Source organism: Paracoccus sp. 08 (genome assembly GCF_024105395.1).
GTDB classification, from domain to species: Bacteria; Pseudomonadota; Alphaproteobacteria; order Rhodobacterales; family Rhodobacteraceae; genus Paracoccus; species Paracoccus marcusii.
The window spans coordinates 72,218-90,497 of record NZ_WEKR01000005.1; the positions used below are offsets into that span (position 1 = coordinate 72,218).

17 protein-coding genes are annotated in these 18,280 nt (G+C 66.6%); 3 read left to right on the plus strand and 14 right to left on the minus strand.

The window, feature by feature from the left end; all coding sequences use genetic code 11:
* The first annotated feature begins 73 nt into the window (after window positions 1-73).
* The 3 genes from GBO37_RS02495 (at window position 74) to GBO37_RS02505 (ending at window position 4,115) form a co-directional block, all read left to right on the plus strand.
* Complete coding sequence (locus tag GBO37_RS02495; RefSeq protein ID WP_252926916.1) at window positions 74-268, plus strand: type II toxin-antitoxin system Phd/YefM family antitoxin; 195 nt, start codon at window positions 74-76, stop codon at window positions 266-268.
* 2 nt (window positions 269-270) lie between these two features.
* Window positions 271-2,751, plus strand: a complete 2,481-nt coding sequence (locus GBO37_RS02500) for an N-6 DNA methylase (RefSeq protein ID WP_252926918.1) — start codon at window positions 271-273, stop codon at window positions 2,749-2,751.
* Window positions 2,752-2,843: 92 nt separating this feature from the next.
* Window positions 2,844-4,115: a restriction endonuclease subunit S gene (locus GBO37_RS02505; protein ID WP_252926921.1), complete on the plus strand. Its 1,272-nt coding sequence runs from the start codon at window positions 2,844-2,846 to the stop codon at window positions 4,113-4,115.
* 48 nt (window positions 4,116-4,163) lie between these two features.
* On the opposite strand, the gene GBO37_RS02510 is transcribed toward GBO37_RS02505, so the two are convergent.
* The 14 genes from GBO37_RS02510 to GBO37_RS02575 all read right to left on the minus strand — a co-directional run bounded on the left by GBO37_RS02510 (window position 4,164) and on the right by GBO37_RS02575 (window position 18,211).
* Window positions 4,164-6,221 carry a DUF262 domain-containing protein gene (locus tag GBO37_RS02510; RefSeq protein WP_252926924.1) on the minus strand — a complete coding sequence of 686 codons (2,058 nt, stop codon included), beginning with the start codon at window positions 6,219-6,221 and terminating at the stop codon, window positions 4,164-4,166.
* A 208-nt stretch (window positions 6,222-6,429) separates the two neighbouring features.
* Window positions 6,430-6,630 carry a hypothetical protein gene (locus GBO37_RS02515; protein WP_252926927.1) on the minus strand — a complete coding sequence of 67 codons (201 nt, stop codon included), beginning with the start codon at window positions 6,628-6,630 and terminating at the stop codon, window positions 6,430-6,432.
* 228 nt (window positions 6,631-6,858) lie between these two features.
* The gene (locus GBO37_RS02520) at window positions 6,859-7,935 is read right to left on the minus strand and encodes a DUF2793 domain-containing protein (RefSeq protein WP_252926930.1); all 1,077 of its coding nucleotides are present in this window, start codon (window positions 7,933-7,935) and stop codon (window positions 6,859-6,861) included.
* A 10-nt stretch (window positions 7,936-7,945) separates the two neighbouring features.
* Entirely contained in the window at window positions 7,946-11,911 is a 3,966-nt protein-coding gene (locus tag GBO37_RS02525; protein WP_252926932.1) for a glycoside hydrolase TIM-barrel-like domain-containing protein, read from the minus strand.
* 10 nt (window positions 11,912-11,921) lie between these two features.
* The gene (locus GBO37_RS02530) at window positions 11,922-12,356 is read right to left on the minus strand and encodes an NlpC/P60 family protein (protein ID WP_252926934.1); all 435 of its coding nucleotides are present in this window, start codon (window positions 12,354-12,356) and stop codon (window positions 11,922-11,924) included.
* On the minus strand, window positions 12,353-13,237 hold the full coding sequence (locus GBO37_RS02535; RefSeq protein WP_252926936.1) for a DUF2163 domain-containing protein: 885 nt from the start codon (window positions 13,235-13,237) through the stop codon (window positions 12,353-12,355). The genes GBO37_RS02530 and GBO37_RS02535 overlap by 4 nt, the downstream gene beginning before the upstream one ends.
* A gap of 126 nt (window positions 13,238-13,363) precedes the next feature.
* A complete protein-coding gene (locus GBO37_RS02540; protein ID WP_252926938.1) occupies window positions 13,364-13,594 on the minus strand; it encodes a hypothetical protein in 231 nt (76 codons plus the stop codon).
* The gene (locus GBO37_RS02545) at window positions 13,587-13,688 is read right to left on the minus strand and encodes a DUF3789 domain-containing protein (RefSeq protein ID WP_252926940.1); all 102 of its coding nucleotides are present in this window, start codon (window positions 13,686-13,688) and stop codon (window positions 13,587-13,589) included. Before GBO37_RS02545 ends, GBO37_RS02540 begins: the two co-directional genes overlap by 8 nt.
* A complete protein-coding gene (locus tag GBO37_RS02550; RefSeq protein ID WP_252926941.1) occupies window positions 13,681-13,911 on the minus strand; it encodes a hypothetical protein in 231 nt (76 codons plus the stop codon). The genes GBO37_RS02545 and GBO37_RS02550 overlap by 8 nt, the downstream gene beginning before the upstream one ends.
* Before the next feature lie 3 nt (window positions 13,912-13,914).
* On the minus strand, window positions 13,915-14,571 hold the full coding sequence (locus GBO37_RS02555; protein ID WP_252926942.1) for a lysozyme: 657 nt from the start codon (window positions 14,569-14,571) through the stop codon (window positions 13,915-13,917).
* Window positions 14,572-14,699: 128 nt separating this feature from the next.
* Entirely contained in the window at window positions 14,700-15,050 is a 351-nt protein-coding gene (locus GBO37_RS02560; RefSeq protein WP_252926943.1) for a hypothetical protein, read from the minus strand.
* The gene (locus GBO37_RS02565; protein WP_252926945.1) at window positions 15,047-15,673 is read right to left on the minus strand and encodes a DUF2460 domain-containing protein; all 627 of its coding nucleotides are present in this window, start codon (window positions 15,671-15,673) and stop codon (window positions 15,047-15,049) included. Before GBO37_RS02565 ends, GBO37_RS02560 begins: the two co-directional genes overlap by 4 nt.
* Window positions 15,673-18,090: a phage tail tape measure C-terminal domain-containing protein gene (locus GBO37_RS02570; RefSeq protein WP_252926948.1), complete on the minus strand. Its 2,418-nt coding sequence runs from the start codon at window positions 18,088-18,090 to the stop codon at window positions 15,673-15,675. The genes GBO37_RS02565 and GBO37_RS02570 overlap by 1 nt, the downstream gene beginning before the upstream one ends.
* Window positions 18,071-18,211 (minus strand): hypothetical protein, encoded by a 141-nt coding sequence (locus tag GBO37_RS02575; RefSeq protein WP_252926951.1) that lies wholly within the window; start codon window positions 18,209-18,211, stop codon window positions 18,071-18,073. The genes GBO37_RS02570 and GBO37_RS02575 overlap by 20 nt, the downstream gene beginning before the upstream one ends.
* Between the last annotated feature and the right edge of the window lie 69 nt (window positions 18,212-18,280).

Here is an 18,280-nt window from a genome sequence, read left to right on the forward strand (position 1 = left end):
CCTCAACGAGCAAATGACCGATTGAAACTTCGGACTCTTATGGTCACAGTGACCCGAATATGGGGAGGCGGCCATGAAGACCATGTCGGCCCGTGATGCCAAGCATCAATTCGGCCTGCTGATCGACACCGCGCGCGCGGAGCCGGTCGTGATCGAGAAACACGGTCGTCCAGTCGTGGTCGTCCTCGCCGTCGAAGAATTCGAACGCCTGAAATCGCTCATCCCGACCGAGCGGACGGCGGCGAGACCTGTTCCCGAAGGAGACTGACCATGGCCGGAACGAAGAAGCCGAAATCGGCCCCAGCGACGCCTTGGCCCGACGAAGCTGACGAACTGCACCGGGAGGGTGATTGGCTCTGGATCCCGCTGCGAAGTGAGTGGCGGGATGTTTCCTCGAAACCAGAAGAGTTGGTGAGACAGAAGTTCATTCGTCACCTTTGTGACGGATATGCCTATTCTCTCGCTCAGATGGATCAGGAAAGACGCACGATGCACGGGCACAAAAGCCCGCGGGCTGATGTCGTCATATGGGAAACTCCCGAAGCCAAGGCTGACAACAAGACACCCGTCCTCGTGATCGAGTGCAAGGCTGAGAACGTCGATATCAACATCAGGGACTACTATCAGGGTGAGAGCTACACTCGCGCCGTTGGCTGCGAGTTCTTCATTGCTCACAACAATCGTTTCACGGCAATTTTTAAGTTGGTCCCAGGCCTTCCGGGGGACTTCGTCCAGATCAACGAGATCGCCAAGGCATCCGATTGGGGTGACGCAAAACGCATCGAAGAGATCAAGAACAAGCTTCGGGCATTCAATAGGAAAGAGTTTCAGGATCTACTTCTCGATTGCCACAACATTCTTCGGGACGTCCACAAAATGGACCCCGGACGTGCATTCGACACGATCTCGAAGATTCTCTTTGTAAAGATGTACATCGAACGTTCAGGAAGCCACGGCACCTTCACGACCGATTTTATCGAGGGCCGGAAGAAATACCGGACAAAGTCTACGGGGGCCCTCCACGAGGAACTCTTTGAAGAAACCAAAGAATACTACAGAAGTGACGACCTTTTTGCCGCAGGCGACAGGCTTGAAATATCAGAGGCGACTTTCCAGAGGATCGTGAAGAAACTTGAGCGCTTCGATTTGTCAAAAACCGGTGACGACATCAAGGGGCTTGCCTTCGAGAAGTTCCTTGGAAACACTTTCCGGGGGGAACTGGGGCAGTTCTTCACACCGCGCCCGGTTGTCGAATTCATGGTCAGCCTGCTCGACCCGCAAGAGGACGAGTTGATCTGCGATCCGGCCGCCGGTTCGGGGGGCTTCCTTATTCGAGCGTTCGAACATGTGCGCGACGCCGTTTCCGCCGACATCCAGCGCCAGAAGGATAGTGCACGTGCCGAAATTGAGGCGCGCGGGCTCGACCCTGAGGAAGAAGAGAAACTGATCGACGAGGCGTTTGCCCGTCTCAACCATGAGCTCCTCCCCTCGGGCGACGACAATTCGCCCATCAACACCCGAGTGGGCCGGCTCGCCTGGAACTGCGTCTTCGGCTGCGATGCGGAACCTCGTGCAGCACGCACTGCCAAGATGAACATGATCATGCACGGTGATGGCCACGGTGGGATTCACTACCACGATGGGCTCATCGACATAAACGGCATCTTCCCTGAGCGGTTCGACATTCTGATCACCAATCCACCCTTCGGCGCGAATGTCGGCCGCGACCAACAGGTCGGAGGAAGCGAGGAGACCAGCGTCCGCGACGACCCCGCCTACCGCGCGCGGTGCCGCAAAAGATACGGCGACGAATGGGAAGCCAACCACGACCGGATGCTTGCCGCAGAGAAATCGAAGACCAAGATTCTAGATCTGTTTGAGATCGGGAAGGGAAAAAACAACCGCGCCACCGAGATCGTGTTTGTCGAACGCTGCCTGAACCTGCTGAAGCCGGGCGGGCGGATGGGCATCGTCCTGCCCGACGGCAACCTCAACAATCCGTCGCTGACATGGCTGCGCCGCTGGTGCGAGGGCAAGGCGCGCATCCTTGGTGTGGTCAGCCTGCCCGAGGAAACGTTCAGCTCGGCCAAGGCCACAGTGAAGGCGTCGCTCGTGTTCCTGCGACGGTTCACCGAGGCAGACGAGACGGCATGGGAGGCCGCGTGGGCCAAGGCGCACGCCGACCAAGATGCCACCTTCAACGCGCAGCGCGACACCCTCTGCGGTGATCTCGGCCGCAGGGTCGTCACCGCCGAGGACTCCAACGTGGAGTACATCCTCACCGAACTCGCAAAGCTGGGTGTCGAGCGCTCCACCCCGGCATGGACAGCAGGGCCCGAGCCCGACTATCCGCGCGGCATCGGGTCGACGAAGATCGGCAAGCCGAAATGGAACGGCACGGCGAGCAACGCTAAGGAAGCGACCAAGCTCAAGCGCGACTACATGGCGGCCTTCGATGCGGATACGCAGAAGCGGTCTGACGCATTCTGGCGCGAACTGACTGCTGGGCTCCGCGCCATCGACGCGGCACATGACGCCGCCCTCTGGGCAACGGTGCGCGAGGAATTCGATTATCCCGTCTTCGTCGCCGCGCCGAAATCGGTGGGCATCACCTCGACCGGCGACACCGGGGACAGCGTGCCGAACGAGTTGCCCGCGCTGCTGGAAGCCTATCGCGCCTTCGAGGGATGGGTCGAGGCAGGAGCCAATCCCGAGGACACGCCGGGTTTTCTCCTGCCCTCCGCTGCCTGATCCGTCAGTGGAGGGCTCTTGAGCCCTGGATCACCGCCGAAGACGTCGAGCACCAGCACTCGCACTTCCCGCCGACACCGCTGCGCGAGCTGATGACCCAGCGACGCGAGGCGGTGGTCGTCACCGACAGCTTCGGCGACTGGACGCCGATCACGGTACACCTGACCGGCGAGATTTCCGCGCGCGACAGGACCGCCCCTTACAAGGGCAGCATGTTCGCGGCATATCCGGGCGACATTGTCTTTTCGAAGATCGATGCGCGCAGCGGCGCCATCGGCATGCTGCCCGCCGAGATCGGGAAGGCGGTCGTCACGCCGGAATTCCCGGTGTTCACCGCCGACCCCGCGCGGTTGGACGGCGAGTTCGTGAAGCTGGTTCTGCGCACCGGCGGTTTCATCGAAGCCCTGCGACGCAAGGCCAGCGGCACCAGCGGCCGCAAGCGCATCACGCCCGAGGCGTTCCAGGACCTGCGCATCCCGCTGCCGCCACTCCCCGAGCAACAGGCAATCGTCGCCGCCTGGCGCGCGGCGCTAGACAAGGCTGCGTCGCTGGAGCAGGAGGCCGCCGAGGCTGAGGCAAAGGCCGCCGAGGCGTTCGAGGCTGCGCTAGGCATTGTCCCGCCGCCGCCACTACCGGACCGCCCGGTTTTCGTAGCGAACTTCAAGGACATCGAGCGCTGGAGCCATGACGGCATCCTTCGCTCCGTTCTGCATATCGAGGATCCTGCACCCAAGTATGCCGCCACGCCATTGGCAAGCGTCGGAAAGGTGAGCTACGGGCTTCAGAAGTCTCCGGCGAACCGGCCGACGTCCCATGCACGGCCCTACCTTGCGGTGGTCAACGTCCAGCGGTGGCGACTGGAGCTGAACAAAATCAAGATGATCAGCGTCCCCGATGAGGACATGCCAAAGTATCGGCTGGAATACGGAGACGTGCTGCTCTGCGAGGGCAACAGCCCCGATCTGGTCGGGCGCGGTGCCATCTGGCGTGATGAAATCCCTGATTGCGTTCACCAGAACCACGTGCTGCGTGTGCGTCTCGATCAGACCAAGGCGCTGCCTGAGTTCGTGCTGTCGGTGATCAACTCCAGCTACGGCCAGGCCTATTTCCGGTCCAAGGCCAAGCGCACCACGAACCTTGCCTCGATCAACAGCAAGGAGGTTGGAGGCTTCCCGCTGCCGCTTCCGACAGTTCCCGAACAACAGGACATGATTGACAAGTTGTTCGCAGGGCAGGCTGCGGCTCAACAGAAACGAGAGGACGCCGCGAACGCCCGGGGGCAGGCCTGGGCCGATTTCGAGTCCGCCGTCTACGCCGCCGAGGATGCCGACGACGCAGCAGACCTTATCGCCGCAGCTTCATGACCAACAGGCGCTTGACGCCCAAGCTGGTTAGAGGCTGAACGGTCGGGGCTAGGCGTATTTGACGAAGAGTTCTTCCTCGAGACCAAGCTCTGAAAGCGCCAGCTTCAGCCTGTCGAACTTGCCCTTATTGTCTATGTTCCCCTCGATGAAGTGTCCGTCCGCAACCTGAATGGCCTGCCGCAGAAACCCGGGATCTGAGGTCAGCTGAACGCGCTCGCCCAGCCTCGTGCCATGGAATGCCTCGGGCTGGAGCACAAGAAGCTGCTCGAACACCTCGGCATACAGCCTTGCAACCTGGGTCACCTCCAAGCGGCTGCCGAAGAACACGGCGTACTCAAGCCGCTTGTGGCGCGGCTCCTCGGCGTCGAAGATGTTAACTTCGTCGGTGTCGGCATCGGCCGCAACGCCAACGCTAGGTGCTGGCCAGACCTCCAGGAAGCGCTGGGCGATCCGTTCGGCGCGCGCCTCGACCTGCTCCACTCCCCACCGCTCAAGGCCCTGCAGGTCGCGGTTCAGCCAGAGGCGACTGAACCGATACCCCTGCTCGCCCCCGTTCTCGTTCATGTCCCTCTTGTCGAGGAAGGTCTTGTTCCCGAGACGCCCATTGTTTCCGGACAAGGTGAGGTTCCCCACCGTGTTCAGGTACTTCTCGCCCAGCAGGGCATACTCATCCGGGGCGAGCGCACTGCGCCAGCCGGACTCCGGGTTCTGCGGGAAGATGTGCTCGACCGTGATGCCCGGCATCGTGACATCCACGGGCTCGCGGTTGTTGTGGTTCTCGAGCCGGTCGAAGAAATAGGTGCGGGTGCGGCTCTTGGTGCTGTACAAGTCCTTGTCCTTCAGCATCGCAAGGACTTCAGCATCACGCGGGAATCGTTGGGAGCCGCTCCGCTGCATCAGGGATCGCTCGATCGAGCCGAGGTAGTCCCCGTGGTCGACACGGTCGTACAGGCTCATGAAGATCTTGTTCAGCGCATTCGTTGGCAGACCTAGGATGAATCGGCGCCAAACGTAGCTTTGCACCAGGCGCAGGACCGAGGCGAACTCATCTCGCGAGATGACCCCGGCCACGAAGTCTCGGTAGACGGGCATCAGGAACGGATACGCGACGTTGATTTCCAGCGTCCGGATATAGTTCAATTCGCGGCTGATCACCGTGTCTTTCTCGAGCGGCGGGTTCAGGAGCCGCGCATAGACGTTAGAGAGCTCGCGCAGCTCATCCAGCGCTTCCATCAGGTCCGGTGAGTTCGGAAGGGGATAGCGTTCCTTGAACTTCTCGTAGACAGCCCCTTTGTTTGGGATGTCTTTCTGTTTCAGCGTCAGGAAGTCACGGATGAAGTCCGAAACTCGGCTGTCGTTGACGTCCAAGTTCCGCGCATTGGCCTCAATCGGCTCCCAGAACTTGCGAAAAACCCGCTCCTGCTCCTTCCTCGGCAATCCCATCAGGATGTAGTTACGGATAAGGTCGGCCTGGGAAAGTTCCAGACCTGTCGAGTTCAGGCTCTCGAAGATGCGCTGCGGGTTATCCTTGCCGCGCTCCAGCGCGATGTCGACGAAGATCAGCTTCGTCAGCCCCTTTTGCACGATGTCGAAATTGGCTTCGTCGATGTGGCTCTCGAAGAAGCGAAAGTTCTCAACCAGCCGCGAGTATCCACTGACCTTCACGGCTTCCTTCGGATCCATGATCTGAGCGAGTGCGACCTTGTTGTTGTCCGTTGGCTTCAATTTCAGCTTCTCGGCATCTTCGGCGAACTCGTTGATCAGGAACGTCTTATAGATACGCTGGGCCTGCTGCTCCCGTCCGGCGGCGATGGCATGACGATACAGGGCGATGAAGATCAGGGTCAGCGTGGTCAGCCGCTGCTGCCCGTCGATGATTGTCAGCTCACGAAGCCCTGAGACGGTGTAAACATCGTCATGCACATACACGATGCTGCCGATGAAGTGACCCGAGAGGTTCTCATCTGCACCGACGGTGAGAATATCATTGAACAGCTGCTGGCACTGAACCCGCGTCCAATCGTAGTTCCGCTGGTAGACGGGGATGGCGAACGCCGTCTCGCTGCTGGCCAGAAATCGGTCTACGCGGGTTTCAGCGGCCTTCATGCAGGGACTCCAAATTTCTCTTTATTACTCGTAACTACGGAAGACCCGTTGTCATGTCATCAGTTTCGAGCCGCTCGGCACTCGATCTGACGTTGGCTGCCTCTACGTTCTCCTTGACGCGGTCGACGCTGCCTGACTCCTACCCGCGCTCGCAAGCAAGAGAAAAAACAGTTAGCCCTGTCGAAGCGCCAGAGGAAGCCGCTTACCTTCACGCGACTTCGAACCAGCGCATCGCGGTCTGGAGGAGGTGATCGTAGTCGCCCGACGTCGCCTCCGCCATGAATGCGGCAATCTCGTTCTCGGAGAGGCCGGCCTCCCGTGCCGCCTGACAGCATCGGCCAAGAACGGTAAAAGCGTTGCCGTCGTGTCCTGTCAGCGCGACTTTGATGTCAGGATGCTTCGGGGTCATGGTGGGAAGTCCTTGCCGCAGTCACATGCACAACAGGCGTGACTGAATCGCATAGTCCAGTGGAAAATCAGTGAGTTAAGATAAGTCCACGATGGGCTCAAAGCGGATGCAACTAGCCGGCATTGCCATGGGCCAAGAGCGATCACTGCTCTGTTGAACCCTTGCGTCCTGTTCCGCCAGGCGGACGAAGCCGTCCTCGGATCGTTGGAGTGCCATGGCGTGCCTCCCTCAGCCGATCTTCGCGCCCCAGAAGGACGTGTGATCGGCCGCGAAATAGCCATCCGCGACCCGGAAGTACCCCTGCAGCTCGACGGTATCGCCCGCGGTGAGCGGCACCATGGTCTGCAGCCAGATCGCGGTGGCGAGCGAGACGTGGGTGGCGGAGATTTCGCCGAGGGAGCCGCGGATTTCGGTCGTGCCGTTCAGGACCAGCCGCCCGCGCATGCGGGCCGTGGCGCTGGCGTTGATCTTGTAGAGGAGCGTCGCGCCGAAGAGGTAGGTGCCGTCCACGGGGGCGACGAAGTGGTTGTTCGTGGCGTCGAAGACCCCCTGGTCGTTGTAGTCGGTGTTGTTCAGACCGATCTTCGTCCAGGTGCCGACGCCGACATAGTTGTCGTAGTTGGTGTACGCCTTGAACCGCGGCAGCCGGGGCTGGTCGACGATGCCGGTGGCGTTGTCCACGCTGAGCCCGTCGAAGAACGTGCTGCCGTCGGCCGAGACTGCGAGGCGGAAGCGGTCGGAACCGAACAGCCCCACCAGCGCCTTGGTCACGAAGCCGGTCTGCAGGGTCAGCCCGAGATCGTCCCCGGCCGCCTCCTTGTTCATGGTGTAGAACAGATCGCCGGTGCCGCCCTCGGCCACCGTTTTCGCCGTCCAGAGCGCGGCGTTGAGCTTGGCCGAGAACGGGTTCGAGGCATCGGCCGTCGTCCCCAGCCCGAGCAGCGCCATGTTCTGCAACGCCGCGGGCGTAGTCCCGACCCAGCCCGCGCCGTCGTAGACCAGCAGCAAACCCTCGCCCTCGACCCACGCCCGCCAGCCGGTGCGCGGCGGCAGGCGCAGCCAGGCGCCATCGGTCCAGAGCGCGACGTTGAGGTCCCAGCCGGCCCAGTCGCCCGTCGCGCCCGAGCCGACGATGTAGCGATCGCCATCGGCGGGGCTTCCGGGCGGCGCTGTCAGATCCCGGTCGAGGACGGAAAGCTGGACGAGCCCGTCGAGGATCCGCAGCGCCTCGTTGTGGGTGACGTGCTTCTGGGCCTGCGCCGCCAGAATGTAGGGCAGCAGGAGATGGGTCGTGGCGTCGGACATGGGATGGCCTTCAGAGTGTCAGCGTGACGGTTTTCTGCGCGCCCCGACCCACGAGGGCGGAGAGCTGGGAGATGCGGATGTCGAGCGTGTCGCCGGTCCCGAGCGGCCCGCCCCAGTCTGCGGTTTGCTGGGCGGCGGTGTAGAGCGAGCTGGTCGTGGTCGTGCTCAGCACCCGCTTCACAGTAGGACCGTCGAGGATTTCCACCTCGTAGGCTTCCAGTTCCTCGCCGAGCGGCACCTCCAGCCCGCCCCAACTGTCGGCGGCGAGCGCGCGGGATCGTCGCGTCCAGCGGATCGTCAGGTCGCCGGGCGTGCGCGGCTTGCGCCACGGCTGCTCGACATGGGCGACGGAGAACGGCCGAAGCCCCACGCCCACCGGCGTGAATGCCTTCGCGACATAGGTCTCGTCGCTGACCGGACGGCTCGCCGGGCCGATGCGCCAGTTCCATGGGATGCCGAGATCGGCCTCGGCGATGGGCAGCGACGCGAGACTGTCGTCCAGTACAACCACCCGTGCGCCAGCAGGCGCCGGGTTGCTCATGGCGCCTTCGGTCCCGCGCTGGCCGCGAAGGAGCCGGGTCAGCCGATACCGGCCGGGCGCGAGCAGCTCGGCCGTGCCCGCCTGCACGATCTCCCAGACGCCGGGCGCGCTCTCGATGGCCAGCGCGTTGGAACCGCCGAACAGCGTCAGGTCGGTGACGCTTTCCAGCGTCCCGGTCAGCAGATCGACCACCAGCGCATTGCCGAGGTCGAAGCGCGAGGTGGGGCCCGCGAAGAAGTCCGAGACCAGCGCACCGATCCGTGCGCGACTGCCGAAGGTGGTCAGCAGTTCGAAGCCGTCCGTCGACGGGCTACGGAAGACCGCCATCTCGCCCGGCCAGGGAACCGCGTGCGCGGCCGCGAAGGGTCGATGTGCGGGCTGGTCTTCGGTGAGCTGCGGCAGGTCAAGCAGCACCGCATCCGGTGCGCCGAACACGACGGCCCGCGTCAGCGACGCCGCGCGGGGATTGCCGGGCGGCAGATCGTAGGTCGCGCGATCCTGGCGGACCGCCTCGATGCCGCGCGCCTCGGCGTCGGCGATGGAGACGAGCCGCAGATCGACCAGCCGCGCGTCATGCTCCAGCCGGATCGCGTCGGCGGGGTCGAGCGCGAGGCGCGAGGGCGGCAGACGGAACGCCGCCGTCTCGCGCCCCACCCACGCTTCCATGAGCGCGCGGCGGCAGCGGCGTTCGGCCTCCTCAGGCGGCACCGCCATCGGGAAGGACTCGGAGGCGATCCGGGTCGTGTCCACGGTGATGCGCCGTGCCTCGACCTGCGCGGCCTCGTAATCCTCGTCAGCGCGGGCGACCTGCCATTTCAGCGCCTGCGGCAGTTCGGTCTCCTGGCCGCGCGTCAGTTCCAGCACATCGCCCTCGCGGGCGGCCACCAGATCGTCGGGCCCGAGGGTGGCGACGGACGCCCGACCGCGCATGACGAACCGGATCACCCCCTCGGTCTCGACGGCGTCGAAGCCGAAGTGTCGCGACAGCGTGGTGATCGAGGCGCGCGGGCTTTCGAGTGCGCCGATGGCGTAGCCCTCGACAGCGCCCCAGAGGCCAGTGACGTCGATCCGGGTCTCGGGCAGGCCCGCGCGCAGGCAGAGGTGGCGGACAAGAGCCGCGAGCGAGACCGCCCCGAGCCGTCCGGTCAGCCAGTGCCCGAGCCGCCAGTTCGCGCCATCCGTCCAGACATCGGTCAGCGCCGGGAAGAACGGGTAAGGCCGCGCGTCCCAGGTCCAGGCGGCGCATTCGGGGACGTGCACCATCCGGCCGCCGTAGACCGAGGACACCGGGTTGTTCGTCGGGACGCCCCACCAGAGATACGTGGCCTCGAGATAGGCGCGCTGGATCGCGTCGTCCCGCCAGCCCCGCGAGAAATGCGGCGTGAAGCTCTCGGACGACTTCGGGTCGAAGAAGACGTTTGGCTGGTTGGTGCCCCGGTCGATGGCCGGGCAGCCGAGCTCGGTGAACCAGATCGGCTTCGACCGCGGCGCCCACGCCGTCGGCGTCGCGCTCTCCACCCCGCCCGGGCGGTCGTAATGCGCGTTCGACCACCAGGCGCGCAGATCCTTGTAGCGGAAGACCCACGGCTTGGCCGCCGCGCCGTCCGTGATCGGCGAGCGGACCTGCGCGCTTCGATCGGCGGCGCTGGCGTAGAACCAGTCGAAGCCTTCCCCGCCCGCGATGTTCCCCTGCAGGTAGGCCCGGTCGTAGCTCGCGGGCCAGCCCTCTGCCGCGTCCGCATGCTCGAACCCGTCGCGCCAATCCGACAGCGGCATGTAGTTGTCGATCCCGACGAAATCGATCTCCGGATCGGCCCAGAGCGGATCGAGGTGGAAGAACACGTCGCCCGAACCATCGCCCGGCTGGTGCCCGAAATACTCGCTCCAGTCGGCCGCGTAGCCGATCCTGGTCCCGGGCCCGAGGATCGACCGCACATCCGCAAGGAGGTCCCGATAGGCTTGCACCGCCGGATACGTGGACGCGCCCGAGCGGATGGTGGTCAGCCCCGGCATCTCGGTGCCGATGAGGAAGGCGTCCACCCCGCCTGCCGCCGCACAGAGATGGGCATAGTGCAGCACCATGCGGCGCAGGCCCCAGTCGCCGGGCGTTCCGGTCCACGAAACCGACTGACCCGAAACGCTGAAGCTGGAGGGCGTGGCTGCACCGAACATGGCCGCGACCTGGCTTGCGGCCGTCGCGGACTTGTCCACGGTCCCTGCGAACCCCGCTGCAGGCGAACAGGTGATCCGCCCCCGCCAGGGGAAAGCGGGCTGGCCGGTCGCGGCGGCGTTGTCGGAGTACGGGCTCGGCAGCGTGTTGCCGGGCGGCACGTCCATCAGGATGAACGGATAGAAGGTGACGCGCAGCCCGCGCGCCTTCATCTCCTGGATCGCCTGCACCACGGCGAAGTCGGACGGCGTGCCGCCATAGACCGGGCGGTCCTGATCGTCGCGGCTGACGAGGAAGGCGTTGGCGCGGCTGACGCCATTGACCGACCAGCTGGCCGGCGTGGTGGATTTGGCCGACACCTCGACGCCCGGCCGGACCTTGCACGATCCCGCGCGCAGGTCGTCGCCGAACCACGCCACCACGAGGCTGACGCTCTCCACCTTCGGCGCCATCGCCTGCAACCTGTCCAGCGCCTCCACCATGTCGGTGGAGTCGGCCAACGCGTTCAGGTTCTCGGGCACCGTCGCGCCGCCATCAGTCTTGCGGATCGCCTGCGTGGCATAGGTGAACTCGCCCGAGGCCGGGATCATGGTGACGGCGCGGGTCAGCCCTTCGGCGGTGTCGGGATCGGCCAGCGGCCGGAACACCTCGAAAGAGAGCTGCGGCAGGCGGTTGCCGTAGGTCGAGAGCGCCAGCTCCTCGAAGACCACATAGGCGGTGCCGCGATAGGCGGGGGKGTTCGCCGCACCCATCTTCGCCGCGATGAACGGGTCGGCGGTCTGCGTCTCGTCGCCCGGATACCAGCGCCAGGTGACGCCGGAGAGGTCCATCGGCTTGCCGTCGGCCCAGATGCGCCCGATGCCGGTGATCGGGCCCTCGCAGAGCGCCACGGCGAAGGATGCGTAGTACAGATACTCGGTCGTCTTGACCTTGCCGCCCCCGCCGCCCTTGCCGCCGCCCTGCGTGGTGGTCTTGGTCTCCTCGCGGAAATCCGTCGCCCAGATGATGTTGCCGCCCATGCGCATCCGGCCGTAGAGCCGCGGGATCACCGCGCCTTCTGTGGCCGAGGTGATCCGGAGACTATCGAGCCGCGCGCCCTCGATGCGCTGCGTCGGCGCCAGCGACGAGATGATCCAGCTGTCGACGACCGAGCCGATGCTGGAGCCGATGAAGCCGCCGATGGTGGCGGCGCTGACGCCGAGGATCGCACCGCCGATGCTGCCGCCAATTGCGGCGCCGGCCGCGCCGAGAACAAGGGTGGCCATGTCGGGGGTCTCAGCGTTGCGGAAACAGGAAGGCGAAGGCGATGCGCCGCCGCCAGGATGGGGTGAGCGGTTCCTCGATCACGCCGAGCCGCTCGTAGGCGTGGAGGAAGCTGTCGGGCCCGGTCAGGATCCCGACATGCTTGGCGATGGCGCGGGGCCTCATGCGGAAGAGGACCAGCGCGCCCGGACACGCCTCGGCGAGCGGCATCTCGATCATCATGGCGCGCGCACCCTCGGCCAGCACCTCGCGCGGGCCGGTCTCGCCCCAGTCGCGACTGTAGGCCGGGATCGGGAACGGCTCTGGACCCACAACCTCGCGCCAGACGCCCCGGGCGAGCCCGAGGCAATCGCAGCCGACACCGCGCAGGCTCGCCTGGTCGTGGTACGGCGTGCCGAGCCAGGAGCGCGCGATGGCGATGACGCGGGTGGGATCGGCGGAGGTCACAACACGGACCCTTCGTGCCCGCCATCCTTGGTGGCGTAGCGGAGAACGGCGTCCTGGCCCGGGATGTGCGGGAAGCCGCGGAAGTTGGCGGTATTGGCGAACTTGGCCCCGCAGGTCTCGATGCGCTTGTCGCAGCCCGCGCGGATGGTGAAGCCGTCGCCCTCGGCGATCGCGCGCACCGGCGCTTCGAGCAGCGTCAGCACCGCGATGCCGTCCGTCACGTCATGGCCCAGCACTTCCGCGCGACGCCCCGCATTCGTGCCGCTGGTCCATTCGATGATCCCGAAGGTGAACCAGCCGAGCTCGAACCCGCCGAGCCCCGATGCGGTGAAGGCGCGGTCGCGCAGAAGGTCGATCACCGCACCGGTGCCCTTGTAGGTCGGATCCTCCAGATCGACCCCACAGCGCGCATCGCCGAGCGCGGTATCGCAGGTCGCCTGAAACGTCCGCCCGACCGTCTGGCCCAATACATGCGCGAGCGATCGCACCTCGGCGACGAAGGCCAGCCGCCCGCGCCGAATCTGGCCGATGGCCCCGCGCCGCATCAGCACGCGCTGGCCGGTGTCGGCCCAATTCACCCGCCAGACCTCGACCGCCGCGTTGTCCCAGCGGCCGTCCAGGATGTCGGTCTCGGTGATCCGGTCGGAGGTCAGCACGCCCTCGGCATCCTGTGCATCGACTGAGAGGTCGGAGCCCGAGCGGACCTCGGAGGCCGTGAGTCCGCTTTCGGGCTCGAAGTCCGTGTCGTCGAAGCTCAGCGTCTGGTCGTGATCGGTGAAACCGAAGGTGACGCCGTCCGCGCGGGCGATCCGCCAGCACCAGGCGAGCGTCGTCGTGCCCTCGTCGAGATGGGCCTGCAGCGCGGGCGAGAGGGATTTCATCGGCAGGTTCCCGTCATGCGGTCGTCGAGATCGGCGATCCAGTTCGCCCAGTGCGGCGGAACGGCGGCGACCGTGTTGGCAGGCGGCCGGACGAGCCGCGCCTCGGCGTAGGAGGCGCAGCCCGCATCACCAGCGCCCATCGTTGCGGCGCAGCCGGTCAGCAGGATCGCCAGCGCCGCGGCCGTTACGAACTGCGTCGCGCCCGCGCTCGACGCGCTTGTTCTTGTCTTCCATGGCATCGCGTTCAGCCTCCCGTTTGCCAGCACGCTCGCCTTCCACGCGCCCCCAGACTCGGCCGAGGAAGACACCTCCGACCGCGCCCAGAGCCGCGACCAGCCAGATCAGGAGATCAGCCATCGTCCCGCTCCCCGCGGGCTGCGGCGACGCAGAGGGCGACGACGAAGACGCCGAGAAAGCCGCCCACGAACACACCTGCGAAGAACTCAAGCATCGCCGCGGAACCCGCGCTCGATCCGGTCGCGCAGGCCGATCAGGCCAAGGCCGAGGAACATGAGCCCTGCGGGCGAGGCATCGCCCGAGCCGGCGAGGAGCGCGACCAAGCGTGAGACCTCGCCGAGCGGCCCGGTGGCGGGCAGCACGAGGGAGGCGATGCCGGTGAGCATGGCGAGCAGTCCCGCCCACCAGGTGAGCGAGGTGGGGCGAACGTAGCGCATGGGTCAGGCCCTCTGGATCAGGGTGGAGAAGAAGGCGGCCAGCCGGGCGAGCCAGCCGGTCGGCGAGTTGGGTTCAGGCTCGAAGACCGGCGGCGTCGGCAACGGCCCGCGAGCCAAGGCCAGAGCCTCATCCTCGGTCAGGCGACGGATCAGCCGCGAGAAGTCCACCCGGCCCATGCGGTCCACGGACCAAACCGGGATCGTGCCGCCGGGATAGCGGCCATGCCGGAACAGATCGCGCTCGGCCTCCCGGCGGGGGACGATGGAGGCCGGTCGCCGCCAGTTGAGAAACGCGTCGGCGGCGGCAACGCGATTGCCGGCATTGAGGTGCCGGGTCAGCGCGGCCTTCGCGATGCCCCCGGTGTTGTAGTGAAAGCTGACCAGCGCATCGAACTCGTGCGGCGCCAATGGCACCTTCACGGCGCGCAGGACGGCGGCCTCGTAGCGCGCGAGGTCGGCCCGAAAAACCCGGAACGCCTCGCGGATCCCGGCGTCGAGATCGGCGGGCATGCCGCGCGGCATCGTGGCCGGATTGGGCGGCCCGGCCGCGGCCGTGTGGCCGATGCCGAAGGTCCAGACCTGTTTCACATCGAGATAGGGCCCGGGCACGATTCCTTCGTGCCGGACGAGGGCCAGCAGGCCCCGGTCGGTCATGTGCATGGGATTACCGGAGAAGCGAGAGGACCAGAATCAGCGCCGCGACGGCAAGGCCGATGCGCAGGCGATGGGCGAAAGCCTGCAGTGGATCGCCCGGATCGCAACGGAGGGAGCGCGCGAGGCGGAGAAGTTCATTCATCGCCGTCGCCCTGCTTGGCGCGGCGTAGCCGGGCGAGCAGCATCTCGATGAAGGCCGGCCCGAAGACCCCGACGAGATACGCCGCCGAGCCCGCCGCTCCGCCCGCAGGGATCGCCTCGGACGGAAGGCCCAGCCAGGCGGTGATCACGGCCATGGAGAGGCTCCCCATCCCGGCCGCGATCAGCCCTCCGAGCAGGATGTGCCGCAGCGCATCGCGCAGCCGCATCTTCGTGGTCAGTGCGTTCGTGGCGCCGCCGAGCGCGCCCCAGGCGGCGAGGATCACGGCGGTCGAGGCTGCGAGCTCGCGCAGCACGGCCGCAATGAAGCTGCCGGTGTCGTTCATCGCCGGATCTCCAGAAGCGGAATGGAGGTGATCGAGCCGAGCCGCTCGAGGTCGAGCGTCACGTCGAGCACGTCGGTGTCGAAGCGGACCGGCACGTCGAACTCGAAGCCCGCGGTGATGGCGGCGCCAGCGCCCGGCGCGATGCTGAAGGTGACGACGCCGGTGGCGGTGTCGACCGACCATCCGGAGGGCTGCTCGACCCCGGCGAGCGCGATGCGCACGGTTCCGGTCACCGGCTTGGCAATGGCCCGCGTCCAGGATTGCGCACCGGAGGCGTAGCGCTTCACCAGCTGGAAAGCGGCCGTCGCGCCGTCGCCGGTGCCGATGGCCTGATCGGTCGGCGATGGCGTGCCCGAGGGCAGGCAGGACTTGTGGTCGCCCCAGTCCTTGAAGCGGAAACCGTGGAGCCGACCGTTGCGCGCCTCGAAGAAGGCGACGACCGCCGCCAGATCGTCGGCGCGGCGGATGCCATAGGCGACATCGTAGCGGCGGCGGCTGTTCGCCCAGCTGGCGTTGCGCTCCTCGTCGCCCGAGGCGAGCTCGACGATCTGCGTGCGCCGTTCCGGCCCGCCGCGGGCACCGCGACTTATGTTGTCGGGAAACCGGACCTCGTGGAACGCCATCACATGCCCCTCCGCCCGAGCGACACGGCGCGGGCGATGTCGGCCGCGACCTGCGTGCGGGACTGCCTGAAGCTCTCGGCGTCACGCGCCATAATGGTGACGTTGACCCCGCCACCAGTGCCGTAGCTCTGCGCCTCACGTCGGGACAGCACGCGCTCACCGCGTTGCAGGATCGCGGGCACCTCGTCACGGCGTATCCCCGCCATGCCGCCTGAATGCATTCGCGGGGCAGCTGCGAAGGCCATGGCCGGGACCATCCGCGAGGGTCCGGCCGATCCGACCATCCCGCCCGCATGCAGGACGTTGGCGAAGATACCGCCCGCCCCTGAGAACACGCCCGAGAGCGCATTGGCGATCGGCCCGAGGATGAACCGCCGCGCCGCGAGCTGGGCGAGGTCGGCGATCATCGACGTGACCATGTCGCGGAAGTCGAGCTTGCCGGTCTTCACGAAATCGCCGACCGCGTTCTCCGCCGACTGGAAAGCCCCGACGAGGCTCTGGCCGATATCGCCACCGATCTCGCGCGCATTGCTGGCGTAGTCCGATAGCGCCGCCGTGACCGCCTGCCAGCCGGTGACGGCTGCATCGGTCGCGGGCTCTGCCGCAGCGGCAGCAGCTCCGGCGGCTGCGCCCGCACCTGTCGCAGCGCGTCCGGCTTCACCAAGCGCCGTCTCCAGCCGCTCGGCCGCGCCTGTGGCCTCGGTCAGGGCATCCGCGCTCGCCTCGTCGGTGCCGCGCACGGCATCGCGCAACGCCTGCCAACTTTCCAGAGGGGCGCGGGCGCTCTCGGCCAGATCGCGGGCCGCGCCACGGTAGAGGTTCGCGGACTCGAGCGCCCGGTTCGCCGCCTCGGTCAGGCCGAGATCGGGCGCGGTCAGCGGATTGTCCTCGAAGGCCCGGTCGAAGGCCGCCTGCGCCGCGGTGGTCGCGGCTGTCGCAGCACCCTCGAAGCGGTTCTCGATCTGCCCAAGGTCGAGATCGGGGATCACCGCGATGCGGCGGTCCGACCCGAGCGCTTCGAGCCCCTGGTTGATGCCGCCGATGAAGCCGTTGATGCGCGAGACCACGCCGTTCAGCATCGCCTCGACGCCGTCGACGAGGCTGTTCGCCGCCTGGAACGCGAGATCGCCGATGGCGGCGGGCAGCAGACCCCAGATCGCCTTGATCGCCTCGTAGGCGCCTTCGAACGTATTCGCCGCCGTGTTGCCGAAACCGACGACGCTCTCGATGGCGCTCTGCATGCCCGAGGCGGCGTCGGCCTTCAGATCGAAGAACATCGCAGTGGCGGCTGCGCCCGCCGCGGCAGCTCCCATCCTGATCCGCTCCCAGACCTCGACGGCGAGGTCCTTCAGGAGCGACATGGCCTCGCCGAAACCGCCCGCACCGGAGACGAGACGGGTGAACTGGTAGACGAGCTCGCCCGCGCCGACGATCAGCGCCCCGATGCCGGTGCGGATGAGCGCCCCGCGCAGGACGACCAGCGCCGTGGCGAGGCCACGGACGGAGAGCGCCGCAGCGGCCATGCCAGCCACCCAGCGGCCCGCGAGGAAGGCCGCGAAGGTCGCGGCGTAGGTGGTCAGGCGGCCGATATTGTCGAAGAGCCCCCGGATCGCGATGCCGAGCGGGCCCGTGCGACTGGCGACCGCCGCCATGGCGTTGGCGACGGCTTCCAACGCCGGCGCTGCGGCGACCGCCAGCTGGTTCGACAGCCCGCGCCAGATCAGCCCGAGCCGCGAGATCGCATCGTTCGTCCGCTCGATCTGGTCGGCATCCTGCTCGGAGACGACAACACCGAAGGCGAGGACGTCCTCGGTCGCCTGGCGCAGCGTTGCGGTGTCGATCCGCGACATGGCGATGGAGCCTTCCTCGCCGAAGAGCTGGCCCGCAACTGCCGCGCGCTCGGCGGCAGGCACGAAGCTTTCGATGGCTGCGTTGATCGCTCCGACCCGCTGGTCCAGCGGCAGCGCGATCAGTTCGTTGGCCGAGAGCCCCAGCCGGTCCAGCGCATCGGCGGCGGGGCCTGTCCCGGCGGCCGCCTGGCTGAGACGGCGCGTCAGATCCTTCGTGGCCTGTTCGATGCCGGACATCGACACGCCCGCCAGCTCGCCCGCGCGCTCCAGCGTCTGGATCGAGGCGACGGTAGTGCCGAGCGACTGGGCGAGCTTGGCCTGCGCATCCACCGTCTGCAGGCCGGACCGGATCATCGCCACGCCAGCGGCGGTCGCGGGGGCAACTGCGGCAGCGGCGGCCACACGCACCCGCCGTGAGAAAGCCGCGAGCCGGGCGTTCGCCGCCTCCATCTCGCGGCTGAGCCGCCCGAAGCCACGCGATCCGGCCTCGCCGACACCCTCCAGTTCGGCGCGCACCTGCCGTCCGCCCACGGCCGCGAGGCGGACGCTAACTCGTTTTTCCGCCATGGGAGTGATCCATCTGTTCGTTGAGCTTGCCGACCATCACCGCTTCGAGGACGGGCAGCAGTTCGGCCATGGCGAGCGGCGGCACGCCGAGCGCGTCACCGAGCGCCAGCGCCGCCGACATGTCCCAGCCGATCACAGCGCCGGGCAGCACACGCAGCTGGCCGCCGAGACGGCCGACCAGGTCCCAGAC